The organism is Sulfurivermis sp. (assembly GCF_059410345.1).
In genome coordinates this window covers 304,087-322,055 of the sequence record NZ_JBLJDO010000002.1, presented here as the reverse complement: position 1 = coordinate 322,055, position 17,969 = coordinate 304,087, and the positions used below count along the sequence as shown (strand labels likewise).

11 protein-coding genes are annotated in these 17,969 nt (G+C 64.9%); 3 read left to right on the top strand and 8 right to left on the bottom strand.

All coding sequences use genetic code 11. The features are described from left to right. Positions 1-10: 10 nt before the first annotated feature. From ACMV8A_RS03205 to ACMV8A_RS03195, 3 genes are all read left to right on the top strand, one after another. The gene (locus tag ACMV8A_RS03205; protein ID WP_495324286.1) at positions 11-3,112 is read left to right on the top strand and encodes an efflux RND transporter permease subunit; all 3,102 of its coding nucleotides are present in this window, start codon (positions 11-13) and stop codon (positions 3,110-3,112) included. Between the two features lie 31 nt (positions 3,113-3,143). Further along, positions 3,144-3,602: a hypothetical protein gene (locus ACMV8A_RS03200; protein WP_495324285.1), complete on the top strand. Its 459-nt coding sequence runs from the start codon at positions 3,144-3,146 to the stop codon at positions 3,600-3,602. Positions 3,603-3,705: 103 nt separating this feature from the next. Beyond that, positions 3,706-4,077, top strand: a complete 372-nt coding sequence (locus ACMV8A_RS03195; RefSeq protein WP_495324284.1) for an acyl-CoA thioesterase — start codon at positions 3,706-3,708, stop codon at positions 4,075-4,077. A 60-nt stretch (positions 4,078-4,137) separates the two neighbouring features. On the opposite strand, the gene ACMV8A_RS03190 is transcribed toward ACMV8A_RS03195, so the two are convergent. The 8 genes from ACMV8A_RS03190 to purL form a co-directional block, all read right to left on the bottom strand. Next, entirely contained in the window at positions 4,138-4,632 is a 495-nt protein-coding gene (locus ACMV8A_RS03190; protein WP_495324283.1) for a hypothetical protein, read from the bottom strand. Between the two features lie 62 nt (positions 4,633-4,694). Beyond that, entirely contained in the window at positions 4,695-5,081 is a 387-nt protein-coding gene (gloA, locus tag ACMV8A_RS03185) for a lactoylglutathione lyase (RefSeq protein ID WP_495324282.1), read from the bottom strand. A 63-nt stretch (positions 5,082-5,144) separates the two neighbouring features. Further along, positions 5,145-8,129, bottom strand: a complete 2,985-nt coding sequence (locus tag ACMV8A_RS03180) for an EAL domain-containing protein (protein WP_495324281.1) — start codon at positions 8,127-8,129, stop codon at positions 5,145-5,147. A gap of 118 nt (positions 8,130-8,247) precedes the next feature. Then, positions 8,248-10,407, bottom strand: a complete 2,160-nt coding sequence (locus ACMV8A_RS03175; RefSeq protein WP_495324280.1) for an EAL domain-containing protein — start codon at positions 10,405-10,407, stop codon at positions 8,248-8,250. An 86-nt stretch (positions 10,408-10,493) separates the two neighbouring features. After that, a complete protein-coding gene (locus ACMV8A_RS03170; protein WP_495324279.1) occupies positions 10,494-11,708 on the bottom strand; it encodes an argininosuccinate synthase in 1,215 nt (404 codons plus the stop codon). 135 nt (positions 11,709-11,843) lie between these two features. Next, positions 11,844-12,728: a flagellar protein MotY gene (locus ACMV8A_RS03165; RefSeq protein WP_495324278.1), complete on the bottom strand. Its 885-nt coding sequence runs from the start codon at positions 12,726-12,728 to the stop codon at positions 11,844-11,846. Positions 12,729-12,780: 52 nt separating this feature from the next. Beyond that, positions 12,781-13,896: a PQQ-dependent sugar dehydrogenase gene (locus ACMV8A_RS03160; RefSeq protein ID WP_495324277.1), complete on the bottom strand. Its 1,116-nt coding sequence runs from the start codon at positions 13,894-13,896 to the stop codon at positions 12,781-12,783. A gap of 148 nt (positions 13,897-14,044) precedes the next feature. Continuing rightward, positions 14,045-17,947, bottom strand: coding sequence for a phosphoribosylformylglycinamidine synthase (gene purL, locus ACMV8A_RS03155; RefSeq protein ID WP_495324276.1), 3,903 nt, complete (start codon positions 17,945-17,947; stop codon positions 14,045-14,047). Between the last annotated feature and the right edge of the window lie 22 nt (positions 17,948-17,969).

Genomic DNA, 17,969 nt, shown 5'->3' with positions numbered 1-17,969 from the left:
AGGGCGCGCCGTGTTCAATCAACTGATCACTGCCAGCCTGCGCCAGCGCCTGCTGGTGCTCGCCGCTGCCGTGCTGCTCATGGCCTGGGGCTCGCTCAGCCTGCGCCAGATGGGCATCGACGTATTCCCCGATCTCAACCGTCCCACCGTCACCCTGATGACCGAGGCCTACGGCATGGCGCCGGAGGAGGTGGAACAGCTGGTCACCTTTCCCATCGAGTCGGCGATGAACGGCATGCCCGGTGTGGTGCGCGTGCGCTCGGTGTCGGGCATCGGCCTGTCCATCGTCTATGTGGAGTTCGACTGGGGCACCGAGGTGTATCGCAACCGCCAACAGGTGGCGGAACGCCTGGGCCTGGTGCGCGATCAATTGCCGGCCGGTATCACACCACACATGGGACCGATCAGTTCCATCATGGGTGAGATCCTGCTGGTGGCGATCCCGGTGGCACAGGATGCCGACCCGATGGCGGCGCGCGAGACGGCGGACTGGGTGATCCGTCCGCGCCTGCTTACTCTACCGGGTGTGGCCCAGGTGATCGCCATCGGCGGCGAGGTACGCCAGTATCAGGTGACGCCCGACCCGCTGCGCATGGAAGACCTCGGCGTATCGCTGGAGCAGCTGGAGGGCGCGCTGCGCAATTTCGCGGTGAACACCAGCGGCGGCTTTCTCGACAGCGCCTCACGCGAATACCTGATCCGCCACATCGGCCGCACCACCCGCCTCGACGATCTGCGCAACCTGGTGGTGGCCTGGCGGGACAACCGGCCAATCCTGCTGCGCCAGCTGGCCAGCGCCGATTACGGCGCGGCGGTGAAGCGCGGCGATGCGGGCTTCAACGGCGCGCCGGCGGTGATCGTGTCGGTGCAGAAACAGCCGGCCGCCGATACCGTGCAGCTCACCGGCGCGGTGGAGGCGGCACTGAGCGATCTGGCGCGCACCCTGCCGGCCGGCGTCGGCCAGCCGCAGATCCTGTTCCGCCAGGCCGACTTCATCGAGGCGGCGGTGGGCAATGTGGGCGAGGCGCTGCGCGACGGCGCCATCATGGTGGCGGTGGTGTTGTTCCTGTTCCTGCTCAACACACGCACCACCTTCATCGCTCTCGCCGCCATTCCGCTGTCGCTGCTGATGACGGTGCTGGTGTTCCGCTGGTTCGGCCTGTCCATCAACACCATGACCCTGGGCGGACTCGCCATCGCCATCGGCGAACTGGTGGATGACGCCGTGGTGGGAATGGAAAACGTGTTCCGCCGCCTCAAGGCGCGGCGCGCCAGCGGTACACCATTCGATGCACTCAAGGTGATTGCCGCAGCCACCGCCGAGGTGCGCTCCGGCATCGTCTACGCCACGGCAATCATCGTGCTGGTGTTCGTGCCGCTGTTTGCCCTGCCCGGCATCGAAGGCCGTCTGTTCACGCCGCTCGGCATTGCCTACGTGGTGTCGATCCTCGCCAGCATGCTGGTAGCGATCACCGTCACGCCAGTGCTGTGCTACTACCTGCTGCCGCGCATGAAGCACCTGCCGGAGGACGACAGCCCGCTGGTGCGCCGGCTCAAGCAGTGGGACCGCACACTGCTGCACTGGTCCTTCGACCATCCGCGCCTGCTGCTCGGGGGAGCACTGGCGTTGATCATCGCCGCTGCCGCCGCCGTGCCGTTCCTGCCGCGCGCCTTCCTGCCGGCCTTCAACGAAGGCACCCTCACCATCACCATGATGCTCAATCCGGGCACCAGCCTGGGCGAGTCCAACCGCATCGGCGCGCTGGCCGAGCGGCTGGTGATGGATGTGCCGGAAGTGGTGCAGGTGGGGCGGCGCACCGGCCGTACCGAACTGGACGAACATGCCGAGGGCGTGCACACCACCGAGCTGGAGGTGGACCTGCGGCCATCGGAGCGCGACCGCGAGGCGATCATGGCCGATATCCGCCGCCGCCTGGCGCCGCTGCCGGCGGGCGTCAGCCTGGGTCAGCCCATCTCGCACCGCCTCGATCACCTGCTGTCCGGCATCCGCGCGCAGATCGCGGTGAAGATCTTCGGTGACGACCTCGACACCCTGCGCGGCCTCGCCGCCGATCTGCACGGCCGTCTGCTGGCCATTCCCGGCCTGGTGGACGTGCAGATCGAAAAGCAGGTGCTGATCCCGCAGCAGGTGGTGCGTCTCGACTACCAGCGTGCCGCCGCCTACGGCGTCAACCCGGCGCAACTGCTGGCGGCGCTGGAGACCCTGGTGGGCGGCGCGCGCGTGGCGCAGGTAATCGACGGCAACCGCCGCTTCGACGTGGTGCTGCGCCTGCCGGAGGAGCGCCGTGGCGCCGCGGCGCTGGAGAGTCTGCTCATCGAGACGCCGGCCGGCCACGTGCCATTGCGCCTCATCGCCGACATAGAGGAAGTGGACGGCCCCAACCAGATCAGCCGCGACAACGGCCGGCGCCGCATCGTCATTGCCGCCAACAGCGACGGCCGCGACGTGAGCGCTGTGGTGGAACAGGTCCGCGCCGCCCTGGCCGAACAACGCCTGCCGGCCGGCTACTTCCACAGCCTGGAAGGGCAGTTCCAGGCACAGGAGCAGGCCACCCGCCTCATCACCTGGCTGGCCCTGCTGTCGCTGCTGCTGGTGGTGCTGGTGCTGTACAGCCGCTACAAATCATGGCGCCTCACCGCCATGATCCTCGGCAGCATTCCCCTCGCCCTGGTGGGCAGCGTGGCCACCCTGTGGATCAGCGGCGAGCAGCTCAGCGTCGCCACCCTCATCGGTTTCATCACCCTCACCGGCATCGCCGCGCGCAACGGCATCCTCAAGATCAGCCACTACATCAATCTCGCCGTGTTCGAGGGCGAGAGTTTCGGTCGCGAGCTGATCGTGCGCGGTTCCCTGGAGCGGCTGACACCGGTGCTGATGACCGCCCTGGTCACGGCCATCGCCCTGGTGCCGCTGCTGCTTGCTGCCGGAGATCCCGGCAAGGAGATCCTGCACCCGGTGGCGGTGGTGATCTTCGGCGGCCTCATCAGCGCCACCGTACTCGACACCCTGCTCACCCCGCTGCTGTTCTGGCTGTGGGGCGAAAAGCCGCTGCAACAACTGCTCGGCGAACAGCGCGCCGAAACCTATTGATTGATAACCATCACACGTAAGGAGAAATATGATGAAACTGCTGCCCACCCTGCTCATGGCCGCGGCGCTGACCATCACCGGTCAGGCCCTGGCCCACAGCGACGAGTATCTCGACAGCATTGCCACACCGCACGGCGGCCAGATGCGCATGGCCGGCATGTACCACTTCGAGCTGGTGGTCGAACCCGGCACGCTCACCGTCTACCTCACCGATCACGCCGACCAACCCGTCGCCAGCGCCGGCGCCAGTGGTAGCGCCACCGTGCTGGTAGGCAAGAACCGCAGCACCATCGCACTGGCCCCCGCCGGTGACAACCGCCTCGGCGGCAAGGGCGAATTCACCATGGACCCGTCCATGCGGGTGGTGCTCAGCATCACGCTGCCGGGCCAGGCGCCCGAACAGGCCCGCTTCACACCGCTGGCGCCGCGCGCCGTCGCGCCCGCCGCAGCCGACCACAGCCACAGCCACGACGACCATCACCATCACTGAAAGGACGGCTTCACCGCGACGGCGCGCCGCTGCCTGGCGCCGTTGCGGTGAATAGTCCGGCCGGCTGTGGGAAAATGGCGGTGTTCAATCAAGGAGCGCCGCCATGAACCAATACAAGCTGGTCCTGCCCGAACACCTCAACCACTACGGTTATCTGTTCGGCGGCAACATGCTGAAGTGGACCGACGAATACTCCTGGATTGCCGCCAGCCTGGATTATCCCGGCTGCAAGTTCGTCACCATCGGTATGGACAAGGTGGAGTTCCGCAGGGGTGTGGACAAGGGTGCCATCCTGCGCTTCGACGTAGCGCGCGCGCACCGGGGGACGACCTCGGTACGCTACGCCGTCAGCGTCTACGCCGACAATATCGAGACCGGTCTGGAAGAATTGGTGTTCTCCACCCAGGTGACCTTCGTCTGCCTGGATGAGAACGGTGACAAGCGGAGCCTGCCCGAAGAAAGGAACGCTGAGTAATAGACAAGGTGCGCATCCGCGCACCTTGTGTACCTTTTGGCTTTGGTCCTGCTTCTGCCGTCAGCGCGGCAGATTGAGGATCACGCTATTGGCCGTGATCGGGTGTTCCGGTGGCACGATGAAGCCATGGTCGTTGTTGTTGTGGCAGAGGATGCATTGCGCGCGCATGGTGCGGAAGGCGTGCAGGAAGGTGCCCCAATCCTTCTTCTTGAAGGCGGCGTCGAACTCCACCATGGCGTGATCCAGAAATACCTGCGCGGTGGCGGCGCGCTTGGGGGAGCTGATCTGCAGCAACTCGATGAGCTTGGCGATCTCTTCCATCTGGTACTCGGCGAACTCCCACTGGCCGAGCTTGCCCGCCCAGTACAGGTTCTGATAACGCTCGCCCACCTCGATCATCACGTGGGCGGTGGACGGCAGGGTCTTGAGGATCTGTTCCACCTTGGCCTCGGTGTCGCCGCTCTTGCGCCAGTCTCCGTTCTGGTCGGCCGCTGCCGCCCCGCTCAAGGCCAGCGCTGCAATGACCAGACCCCAACACCATCCATTACGCATCATCGTTTCCCGTTGCAGAAAAATTTAGACGCATTCTAAATCAGTCGATCGGCTTGGTAAAGCAATCAACCTTTGCGCCCGATGAGTTCTATGGGATAACCATCCGGATCGGCGACAAAGGCGATCAGCGTGGTGCCGGCATTCATCGGGCCGGGTTCCCGCAGGATCCTGCCGCCGCGCGCCCGTATCGCCTCCGCCGCCTGGTAGACGTCATCGACCTCCAGGGCCAGATGGCCGAAGCCGGTGCCCAGTTCGTAGCTCGCCACGCCCCAGTTGTAGGTCAGTTCGATGACGCTGTTGCTGGCCTCGTCGCCATAGCCGACAAAGGCCAGGGTGAATTTTCCTTCCGGATAGTCCTTGCGCCGCAGCAGTTTCATGCCCAGCACTTCGGTATAGAAACGAATCGAGCGGTCCAGATCACCCACCCGGATCATCGTGTGCAGTATGCGCATGGCCGTCCTCCTTTCGTGTTCACGGTAGTCCACCTCAGGCCCCTAGCCACCATGGAGGCTGGCTCAGGCGTTCTCAACATCCTGCTGCGATTGCCGCGTTTCCAGCGCCAGTATTTCGGCGAATGGGCTCGGGGTGGCGATGCCGCTGCCCTGCGCGTAATCGATGCCGGCCTTCTCCAGCGCCATCAGCACCGCCTCGCTCTCGGCAAACTCGCCGATGGTCTTGAGGCCCAGCACATGGCCCACCTGATTGATGGACTCCACCATGGCGCGGTCCACCTTGTCGATCACCATGTCGCGCACGAAACCGCCGTCGATCTTGAGGTAGTCCACCGGCAGATTCTTGAGATAGCCGAAGGAACTGAGGCCGGAACCAAAGTCATCCAGGGCGAAACTGCAGCCCATGCCACGCAATACGGTCATGAAACGGGTGGCGCGCGTCAGATTGGCAATGGCGGCAGTTTCCGTGACCTCGAAGCAGATGCTCTCGCAGGGAATGCCGGTGCGTTCGAACAAATCGATCACATATTCAAGGAAGTGCTCGTCACACAATGACTGGCCGGACAGATTGATGGCGCACTCCACCGGCGGGAAGGCCAGATCACCCTGCGCCGCGCGCAACTGGGCAAAGGTCTGACGCAATACCCAGCGGTCGATGGTCGGCATCAGGTTGTAGCGCTCCGCCGCCGGGATGAAGGCGCCGGGCGGCACCACCCGCCCGGTTTCATCGATCATGCGCAGCAACACCTCGTAGTGGGACACCACGCGATCACCGGCAATATGCGCCACCGGCTGTGCGTAGAGCACGAAGCGTTCATTGTCGAAGGCGGACGACAGGCGGTGCACCCACTCCATCTCGCCGTAGCGCTGCGCCACCGCCAGGTCATCGGGCTGATAGACGTGGATACGGTTACGGCCATGGTCCTTGGCGACATAACAGGCCGCATCGGCCGCCGCCAGCACGTCGGCCAGATTGCCGCTGTCCGGCGCAATCGGCACCACACCGATGGATACGCCGATCTCGAAGCTCTTGTCGTCCCAGGCAAAGCGGTAATCGCGCACCGCAGCACGCACCCCTTCGGCAATGAGGCAGGCCTTGTCCAGGGGACAATGCTCCAGCAACACACCGAACTCATCACCGCCCAGGCGCGCCAGCACATCAGTCTCGCGCACACGCTGCTGCATCAGCTGCGCAATCTGTCCCAGCAGCTCATCACCAGCCTGATGGCCACAGGTGTCGTTCACCACCTTGAACTGATCGAGGTCCATGTAGAACAACACGCTGCTGCCGCCGCCGGCCTGGGCCTCGCGCAGCTTTTCCTCGGTGCGTTTTTCGAACACGCGGCGGTTATACAAGCCGGTGAGCATGTCATGGGTGGCCTGGTAACTGAGCTGCCGCGCCATGCCCATCACCTCGGTAATGTCATGCAACGCCAGCACGGCACCGACTACATGGCCAAAATGGTCGCGCATCGGCGCCGCTGTCACCTTGAGATGGAAGCGGCTGCCGTCATCCTGCAACAGCAGACCTTCGTCGGCATGCACCGCACCCGCATCCAGGGTGAGACACATGCGCACCAGATCGCCCAGCGACTCGCCGGTGGCCTCATCCACTAGACGCAGCACCTCACGATGGTGCACCCCTATCGCCTGCGCCGAACTCACATGCAGCAGACGTTCCGCGGTGGGATTGAGGTAGTCGACCATGCCGAACTCGTCGGTGGTGATGACGCCGTCGCCGATGGACTGCAGGGTGACCAGGGCGCGCTCCTTTTCGTGGTGCAGCGCCTGCTGCGCCTGCTTCAACTCGTTGATATCACGGATGGTGCCTTCCAGCCCGACGACGCGACCACGCTCGTCGTGAATGAATTGGGCATTGAGCGACACCCACACGCGCTGGCCATTCCTGTGGCGCATGTGAATCTCATAGTTACTGAGCACACCACCGCGTGCGTGCAAATCATCGAGGAAGGTCTTGCCATAGCCGGCGACCGCATACAGGTCCGCGATGCGCTTGCCGATACAGTCCTCCGGCAGATAACCAAGCAGTTTTTCCATGGAGCGGGAGACAGAACTGATCCGCCCCACCGGATCGGCGCGGTAATAGGTATCCTGCATGTGATTGAGGATACGATTCAGCTCTTGCAAGGTACTGCGCGTCTTCTGCTCTGCCGCGACACGCTCGGTGATATCGCTCAGCACGCCGAGCAGGCGTACCGGCCGTCCGCCCGCATCACGGACCACCTCGCCGGCATCGCGCAGGACACGTACACTGCCATCGCGGTGTTCGACCCGGAACTCACGACTGAACAGGCCACCGTTATGTACCGCCTGTTCGATGTTGTATTGATAGGCGGTGCGGTCTTCCCAGTGGATCGCGCCCAGCAGGGTCTGCGGCCGGATCGTGCCACATTGCTCCAGACCGAGCAGGGTACAGGCCGCGGCGGACAAGTGAATCTCACCACTGACCAAATCCCACTCCCACTCCCCCAGTTCCGCCACGCGCCGGGCATGCACGAAATTACTGCGCTGGCGTGCCAGTTCCGCCGCCTGTAACGCGCCATGCAACTCCGCCCGGCGTCCGGCGGCGACTATGCCATGCACATGGTGGAGCAGGGCCAGCAGCACAGCGGCATAGAGCAGGATCAGCAGACCTAAGGCCTGATGCTCCTCATCACCGAGATGAAAACTGCGCGCTGCCAGCGGCAGCAAGACCGCCACGATGAACAGGGAGCCGCTCCAGCGCCGCGTGGTATGCGACAGCAATGCCGTCGCCGCGATCAAGGCAGGAAACAGCAGCAACAGCGGCTGCTGCAGGGGGGTAAGCGCGGAAAACAAGACGGTGGCACTGCCCCAGACCAGGGCCGTGATGCTGCTGGCGAAGGCGAACGGAGCGGCCTCGGGTGAATCGCGCCACAGGTGCAGGACGCCACCCCAGCCCAGATAGGCCAGCAGCAGCGCTGCCAGCCAGCCATACAGACGCACCGGGGGAACCACGTCATGCAGCAGCCACACCAGCATCAGCGCAGCCAGTACGCCCCCGCCCATGACCGTGGCCGCATGTGCCAGGCAACGGGCCGAGAATCCATCGGCAACCTCGAGGTTTACTGTTACATCCTGTACCACTACCACTCCCTCATCCGTTCCCTTTCCGCCGCGCCGGCACTCAGCCGGCTACGGCGTCACATTGGTCACGCAGCCGCATCGCCTGCGCCAACACATCGCGCAATGGCTGCGGGGTGCCGATGGCATAACCCTGCGCATAATCCACCTGCAACTGGCGCAGGGCGTCTATGATGGCCCCACTCTCGGCAAATTCGGCGATGGTCCGCAGGCCCATCACATGCCCGATCTGGTTGATGGACTCCACCATAGCGAAATCCACCGTATCGCGCACCATATCGCGTACAAAACTGCCGTCGATCTTGAGGTAATCAACGTGCAGATTCTTCAGATAGGCGAAGGAACTGACGCCGCTGCCGAAGTCATCCAGGGCGAAGCTGCACCCCATACCCCGCAGCACATCAATGAACTGCATGGCACGGCTGAGGTTTGAGATGGCAGCAGTTTCGGTGATCTCAAAGCAGACGCTGTCAGGCGCGATATCCGCCTCATGGAACTGCTCGATGACGAAATCGAGGAAGTGATCGTCTCCCAGCGACTGGCCGGACAGGTTGATGGTGCAGCGTATCGGCGGGGATTCATGCGGCCCCTGCGCTTCACGCAACTGCCCCAGGGTGGTGCGCACCACCCAGCGATCGATGGTCGGCATCAGATTGTAGCGTTCTGCGGCGGGGATGAAGGCCATCGGCGGTATCAGGTCCCCTTCACTGCCTATCATGCGCATCAACACCTCGTAGTGCGTCGGCGTCCGGTCCTCCGCGCGCAGCGCCACGATGGGCTGCGCATACAGCCGCAGGCGATCGTCCTCGAAGGCTTGCGTGATACGGTGCACCCAGGCCATCTCGCCATGATGGTGTACCACCTCACGGTCGTCGGGGGTGTAGACATGGATACGGTTGCGGCCCAGGTCCTTGGACACATAGCAGGCCGTATCCGCGGCGCTCATCACCTCGGCCAGACGGCCACAGTTCCTGCCGATGGGGACGATGCCGATGCTGGCGCCGATCTCGAAGGTCTTGCCCTGCCAGACAAAACGGAACTCATGAATAACCTGGCGCAGCTCCTCGGCGATGAGCAGCGCGTTATCCAGGTCGCAGCTCTCCAGCAGCACGCCAAACTCGTCACCACCCAGGCGCGCCAGAGTATCGGCGTCGCGCAAATGGCGTTGCAACAGGGTGGACAGCAAGGCCAGCAGTTCATCACCGGCACGGTGACCGCAACTGTCGTTGACCAGCTTGAACTGATCCAGGTCGATATAGAACATCGCATGCTCGCCTTCACCGCTGCGCGCGGTACGGATCGCGCGTTCCAGCAGGCGCTCGAATTCACGCCGGTTGACCAGCCCGGTCAACATGTCGTGACTGGCCTGATAACCGAGCTGGCGCGCAATGCCCATCACCTCGGTGAGGTCGTGCAGCACCAGGGCCGCGCCGATCACCTGACCGTCGCTGTCACGCATGGGGGCGGCACTGACGTTGATGTTGTACTCGGTGCCATCGGCGTGGGTCAGCACGCCGTCGTCGGCATGTACCAGGGCACCGTTCTGGCTCAGGCACAGACTGACCAGATCCGCCAGCGCCTCGCCGGTGGCCTCGTCCACCAGACTGAGTACGTCGAGATAGTGGCGGCCGATGGCGCTGCCATCTTCGCAGGCGGTAAGCCGCTCGCCCACCGGGTTGATGTAATCGATGATGCCGTTGGTATCGGTGGTGATGACGCCATCACCAATGGATTGCAGCGTGACCAGCTGACGTTCCTTTTCCTGCTGCAGGCGCCGCTCCACCCGCTCGCGGCGCCGCACCTCCTGTTCCAGGCGGGCATTGATGATCTGCAGTTCACTGGCCCGCACCGGCACATCGCATTGCACCGTCTCGTCACCGCACAGCTGGCGCTGCATCTGTGCCATGGCGGCGATACCGGGCATCCAGCGCCAGAAACCCAGCGCCAGCAGTGCGATGCCTGCCAGATAGCCACCCTCGTACAACACGACATGGGTTGCAGCAAGCGCATGCGGGAGGGACTGGGAGGTAAAATTACTGGCAAGATCAAGCAGGCCGGCGGCAAACACCACCAGAAAACCCGACCAGATGACGCGCCAACCCGGCTGCCGCGCCAGGCCATGCTTGCGTCCCACATGCCACAGCCAGGCCACGATCAATCCCAGCAGCAAGGCACGCAGGCTTTCGACTACGATGTCATTCATCGCTGTACCAGCCACTCCTCCAGTAAACCCCGTGTGGCGGATGGCGAGCGGCTGCGTGGCCGCCCGCTCGTTATCGACTTGGTGGATCAGCGGCCGCGCTTGGCGGCGATGCGCATGCGCAGGGCGTTCAGCTTGATGAAACCCTCGGCATCCTTCTGGTTGTAGGCGCCGGCATCATCCTCGAAGGTGGCGATGTTGGCGTCGAACAGCGAATCGCTCTCCGACTTGCGCCCGGCGACGATGACATTGCCCTTGTACAGCTTGAGGCGCACCACACCGTTCACATGCTCCTGCGAGGCGTCGATCATCGCCTGCAGCATCTTGCGCTCCGGGCTCCACCAGTAGCCGTTGTAGATGAGCGAGGCATAGCGCGGCATCAGCTCGTCCTTCAGGTGCGCCACCTCGCGGTCCAGGGTGAGCGACTCGATGGCGCGGTGGCCCTTCAGCATCACGGTGCCGGCTGGGGTCTCGTAGGCGCCGCGCGACTTCATGCCGACGTAGCGGTTCTCCACGATGTCGGCGCGGCCGATGCCATTGGCGCCGGCCACCGCGTTGAGATGCGCCATCACCTGGGCCGGGGTCATGGCCTTGCCGTCGATGGCGACGATATCGCCCTTGCGGTAGGTCAGTTCCACATAGGTCGGGGTGTCCGGGGCCTTTTCGGGTGAAACCGACCAGCGCCACATGTCCTCTTCCGGCTCACTCCACGGATCTTCCAGCACGCCGCCCTCGTAGGAGATGTGCAGCAGGTTGGCATCCATGGAATAGGGCGACTTCTTGCCCTTCTTGGCGAAGTCCACCGGGATGTTGTGCTGCTCGGCGTAGGCCATCAGCTTCTCGCGCGAAGTGAGGTCCCACTCGCGCCACGGCGCGATCACCTTCACGTCCGGCTTCAGCGCATAGGCGCCCAGTTCGAAACGCACCTGGTCGTTGCCCTTGCCGGTGGCGCCGTGGGAGATGGCGTCGGCGCCGGTCTCGTTGGCGATCTCGATGAGGCGCTTGGCGATGAGCGGGCGGGCGATGGAAGTGCCGAGCAGGTATTCTCCCTCGTACAGGGTGTTGGCGCGGAACATGGGAAACACGAAGTCGCGCGCGTACTCCTCGCGCAGGTCGTCGATGTAGATCTCCTTCACGCCCATGGCCTTCGCCTTGGCGCGGGCCGGCTCGACCTCCTCGCCCTGGCCGATGTCGGCGGTGAAGGTCACCACCTCGCAGCCGTACTTGTCCTTCAGCCACTTGAGAATGATGGAGGTGTCGAGGCCGCCGGAATAGGCCAGGACCACTTTCTTGATGCCGGACATGGAAGACTCCCCGAAAGATTTGTGCCGTACGCCGCCGCCCGGCGGCGCAAAGGGGAGCAATTATAACCGAGACGTCGCGCAGCTATTGGAAAAAATGGCGGCGGACGCCGGGCGCAAACCAAGCAGTCTCAGGGGTTATTTCACCAGCAGCACGACCACGCGGCGGTTGACCGCACGACCGGTGTCGACGCGGTTGCTGGCGAGGGGCTTGCTCTCGCCGAAAGGACGGATGGTGAACTTGCCCTTTTCCACCCCCTTGGCCACCAGGTAGTCGCGCACCGCCTCGCTGCGCCGGCGGCTGAGCTGCTCGTTGTAGCGGCGGAAACCGACGTTGTCCGTATGGCCTTCGATCATCACCTTGCTCACCTCGGGGTCGGCCAGCAGATAGTCGGCCACCCGATCCAGCGCCAGCCGCGCCTCGCGGCTCAGGGCGGCGCTGTCGAAGGCAAAGGTGACCAGGGTCTGCTTCACCTTGTCGAAGTCATAGGCCAGCAAGCCGTTCAGGCAGTGCAGGAACTCGCCCAGCGCCGCCTTCACGTTGACGGAGGAGACGGCCACCGTCACCTGGTCGCGGCCATCGGCCCAGTCCTGATAGGTGAAGGTGGGGACCATGCCCTTTTCCAGTTCGGCCAGCAGGCGCCGCGCCAGGGGACGATCAAAACGGAACGGCTCGCTGCTGTCGGCCACACTGACCTGGCCCAGGTCCAGCGCCGGGGCATCATGCTTCCAGGCCGGGGCCAGCGAGGCCAGTTGCGCCACACCGGCCTGCGCCGGCCGGCGCAGTACCTGCACCACGAAGTCGAGGTTGCCGCCGGCGCGGCCCTCGAAGCGGACGGTGCCATACAGCGGGATGGTGTGACTCAGCGTGCAGGACAGGCGGCTGGAGCTGACTTCCCACTTGGCCTCGTGCAGGGCGGCGCCATAGTGCTGCATGCCGGCCAGCACCGGGCCGGCCGGACACAGTCCGACGCATAACACCACCCACTTCCGCAGGAACAAGGCCACAGGAATACCCGCCATTACCGGTTTACCCGCTATGTCGGCGGCGCGGCCGGAAACTTGACCCTCCCTATTATTCCACCGGCTCCAGGCGCAGCAGCTGGCCGGGGTCGTGGTCGGTGAGCAGCCACAGGCGGCCATCCGGCCCCTGGCGCACGTCGCGGATGCGCCGGCCCAGGGTGGTCAGCAGCTGTTCCTCGGCCACCACCCGCTCGCCGTCCAGCGTGAGGCGGGCCAGGTGGGTGCGCACCAGGGCACCGACAAACAGATTGCCGCGCCAGCGCGGGAACGCATCGCCGCTGTAAAAGGCCATGCCCGACGGCGCGATGGATGGCGTCCAGTGGTACAGCGGCTGCTCCATGCCTTCCTTGTGGGTGCCGATGCCGATGGGCAGGTAGGTGTAGTCGATGCCATGGGTGATCACCGGCCAGCCGTAATTGAGCCCGGGACGCACGATGTTGATCTCATCGCCGCCGCGCGGGCCGTGCTCATGCAGCCACACCGCGCCGGTGTCCGGGTGCAGGGTCATGCCCTGGGGGTTGCGGTGGCCGTAGCTGTATATCTCGGGGCGGATGTTCTGCTGCCCGACAAAGGGATTGTCGGCGGGGACGCGGCCGTCGTCGTGCAGGCGGATCACTGAACCGGCGTGGTCGTCGCGCCGCTGGGCGCGGTCCATGTCGCCGCGATCGCCCACGGTGATGTAGAGAAAACCGGCGCGGTCGAACAGCAGCCGCGAACCGAAGTGGTGGGTACGGCGCGAGCGCGGCAGGGCCTCGAACAGCATCTGCACATGATCGAGGGCCAAGCGCTCGCCATCGAAGCGGCCGCGGGCGACGCGAGTGGTGTAACCGCCCTCGTCCGCCGCCGCATAGGAGAAATAGATCAGCCGGTTAGTGGCGAACTTTGGATGCAGCACCACATCGAGCAGGCCACCCTGACCGCGCGCCGCCACTTCCGGCAGGCCGCTCACCGCCTGCGGCAGCAGACGACCGTCGCGCACCAGCCGCAGCCGTCCCGGCCGTTCGGTGACGAGCAGGCTGCCGTCGGGCAGAAAGGCCAGTGACCAGGGGTGCGCCAGCCCATCCACCACCGTCTCGACGCGAAAGCGCTGCTGCGCCGATTCGTATACCGGCTGCGCCTGCACGGGCAGCAGCAGCAACAACAGGAGGGACAGACTCAAGGTTCGCATGGCGCGTCTCCGCTCGGGGCTTACCCTAGCTTAGACGGCGGAAAGGCGTTTTATCGTTGCCACGCCCGGCATTACGGCAGATGCCGAGCGTCCTGATCAACATACCCACGCAGAGCGTGGGTACGATAAACCTCGCACCTGCGCCGTTTTACCCCACCCACACCCGCGCGTTGCGGAACATGCGCATCCACGGGCCGTCTTCCAGCCAGTCGTCCGGGCCCCAGGAATGCTGCACGGCGCGGAACACGCGCTCCGGATGGGGCATCATGATGGTGACGCGGCCGTCGGCGCTGGTCAGGCCGGTGATGCCCAGCGGCGAACCGTTGGGATTGAACGGATAGATTTCCGTCGGGTCGCCGTAGTTGTTGACCCAGCGCAGGGCGACGCGGTGATCGCGCAGGGCCAGGGCCGGCCCCATCGCCGGGTCGGCGAACTCGGCGCGGCCTTCGCCATGGGCCACGGCGATGGGCATGCGTGAGCCTTCCATGCCGGCGAGGAACAGCGACGGCGACTTGACCACCTCCACCATCGCCACGCGCGCCTCGAACTGCTCGGACTCGTTGCGCACGAAGCGCGGCCAGCCCTCGGCGCCGGGGATGAGTTCGTGCAGATTGGACATCATCTGGCAGCCGTTGCACACGCCGAGACTGAAGCTGTCGCCGCGCTGGAAGAAGGCGGCAAATTCATCGCGCGCGCGCGGGTTGAACAGGATCGACTTGGCCCAGCCGCCACCGGCACCGAGCACATCGCCGTAGGAGAAGCCGCCACAGGCCACCAGGCCGGTGAAGTCTTTCAGTGACACACGGCCGGCGATGATGTCGCTCATGTGCACGTCCACCGCGGCGAAGCCGGCGCGGTCGAAGGCGGCCGCCATTTCCACCTGGCCGTTGACACCCTGCTCACGCAGCACGGCGACGCGTGGGCGCTGGCCGGTGTGGATGAACGGCGCGGCCACATCTGCGTCGATATCGAAGGACAGTTCGGCGTGCAGCCCCGGATCGCCGGCATCGAGCAGGGTGTCGAACTCCTCCTCTGCGCATGCGGGGTTGTCGCGCAACGCCTGCATGCGGTAACTGGTCTCGGCCCAGGCCCGTTGCAGTTCGATGCGCGCCTCGTTGAACAGTTCGATGCGATCCTGCGTGATGACGATGCGGTCGTCGTCATTGAGCGTGCCGATGACCAGGCTGTGTCTGCCGAGGCCGGCATCGTGCAGATATGCCAGCACGTCGTCGGTATCGACGTGACGCACCTGGATCACCGCACCCAGTTCCTCGTTGAACAGGATCGATGCCGCATCGCCTTCCAGCCCGTCCAGCTCGATGCTGATGCCGGTGTGGCCGGCGAAGGCCATCTCCGCCAGGGTCACGAACAGGCCGCCGTCGGAGCGGTCGTGATAGGCAAGCAACAGGCCCTTGGCGTTCAGATCCTGGATACAGTCGAAGAAGGCCTTGAACTGCGCCGCGTCATCCAGATCCGGCGCGTGGTGGCCCAATTCCTTGTACACCTGCGCCAGACAGGAGCCGCCCATGCGGTTCCGCCCCTTGCCCAGGTCGATGAAGATGAGGTCGGTATCGCCGTGCTCGGCATGCAGCTCCGGGGTCAAGCTCTTGCGCACATCGGATACCGGCGCGAAGGCGGTGACGATGAGCGACAGCGGCGCGGTGACGCTGTTCTTTATGCCGTTGTCCTCCCACACCGTCTTCATGGACATGGAATCCTTGCCCACCGGAATGGCGATGCCGAGTGCCGGGCACAGCTCCATGCCCACCGCCTGCACCGCCGCATACAGACCGGCGTCCTCGCCGGGATGACCAGCCGGGGCCATCCAGTTGGCGGACAGCACGATGCGTGAGAGGTCGTCGATGCGCGCAGCAAGGATGTTGGTCAGCGCCTCACCCACCGCCATGCGTGCCGAAGCCGCGTGATCGATGAGGGCAACGGGGGTGCGCTCGCCCATGGCCATGGCCTCGCCGGTGTAGACGTCGAAGCTGGTGGCGGTGACGCCGCAGTCGGCCACCGGCACCTGCCATGGGCCGACCATCTGATCGCGGCACACCAGGCCGGTGACCGTGCGGTCGCCGATGGTGATGAGGAAGTTCTTGCTCGCCACCGTGGGCAGGCGCAGCAGGCGGTAGGCGGCGTCCTTGATGTCGATGTGCGCGGTGCGCAGCTCGCTCTTGTGGAACGGCTTGTGCTGCACGTCGCGCAGCATCTTGGGCGGCTTGCCCAGCAGTACTTCCAGCGGCAGGTCGATGGGCGTGTTCTCGAAGTGGCCATCGCCCAGTACCAGTCGCTGCTCCTCGGTGGCCTCACCGATCACCGCAAAGGGTGCGCGCTCGCGCTCGCAAATCTTGGCGAAGCGTTCCATGTCCTCAGGCTGCACGGCGAGGACGTAACGTTCCTGCGCCTCGTTGCACCAGATCTCCATCGGCGTCATGCCCGGCTCGTCATTGGGGATGGCGCGCAGCTCGAAGCGCGCACCGCGGCCGGCGTCATTGACCAGTTCCGGCATGGCATTGGACAGACCGCCGGCGCCGACATCATGAATGGATACGATGGGATTCTTGTCGCCCAGCTGCCAGCAGCGGTCGATGACCTCCTGGCAGCGGCGCTCGATCTCCGGATTGCCGCGCTGCACCGAGGCGAAGTCCAGGTCTTCGTGGGACTGGCCGGTGCTCATGGAGGAGGCGGCGCCGCCACCCAGACCGATGAGCATGGCGGGGCCGCCCAACACCACCAGCTGCGCACCGACGGGGATGCGGTTCTTCTCCACGTGGTCGACGCGGATGTTGCCGAGGCCGCCGGCCAGCATGATGGGCTTGTGGTAGCCGCGCACCTCTTCACCATTGGGGCCGGCAACCTTTTCCTCATAGGTGCGGAAGTAGCCGTTGATGGCCGGGCGGCCGAATTCGTTGTTGAAGGCGGCGGCACCCAAGGGGCCGTCGATCATGATCTGCAGGGCGGAGACGATGCGCCCCGGCTTGCCGTGGTCGCGCTCCCAGGGCTGCTCGAAGCCGGGGATGCGCAGGTTGGACACGGAGAAACCGGTGAGGCCCGCCTTGGGCTTGGAACCGCGCCCGGTGGCGCCCTCGTCGCGGATCTCGCCGCCGGAGCCGGTGGCCGCGCCGGGAAAGGGTGAGATGGCGGTGGGATGATTGTGGGTCTCCACCTTCATCAGGATCGCCACCTGCTCCTGGTGATAGCGGTATTCATTGCTGCCGGGCAGCGGATAGAAACGGCCCGCCTCATAGCCCTCGATCACCGCCGCGTTGTCCTTGTAGGCGGACAGGATGCCGCGGGAATTGTGGTGATAGGTGTTGCGGATCATGCCGAACAGCGATTTATCCTGCGCCTGGCCGTCGATGACCCAGTCGGCATTGAATATCTTGTGGCGGCAATGCTCGGAGTTGGCCTGGGCGAACATCATCAGCTCGACGTCGGTGGGATTGCGACCGAGCGCAATGAAGTTCTCCACCAGGTAGTCGATCTCGTCGGCGGCCAGGGCCAGCCCCCACTCCCTGTTGGCCCGCTCCAGCGCGGCGCGGCCGCCAGCCAGCACGTCCACGGTACGCAGCGTCCCCGGCTCCTGCACGCGGAACAGCCCGGCCGCTTCGTCCAGCGCATCGAGCACATTCTCGGTCATGCGGTCGTGCAACAGCGCCGCCACCTGGGCGGCCTCGTGCTCGCTGAACGGTGCATCACCGGCCTTGGCGGCGTAATAGGCCACCCCGCGCTCCAGCCGATGCACCATGGCCAGACCGCAATTGTGGGCGATGTCGGTGGCCTTGGAGGCCCAGGGGGAGATGGTGCCGACGCGCGGCACCACGAAGAACAGTCGGCCGTGCGGCTCCTCCACACTCAAGCGCGGGCCATAGTTGAGCAATTGCTCCAGTACACCGCGCTCGGCGTCGGTGAGCGCCCGCTCCGTGTCGGCGAAATGGACGAACTCGGCGTAGAGGTGTTCCACCGTCGGCACGGCGCGGCGCACCTGCGCCAGCAGCTTTTCCAGACGAAACGGGGATAGAGCCGGACTTCCGCGCAACAACAGCATGACTGGGCAGGCCTTTCGGATG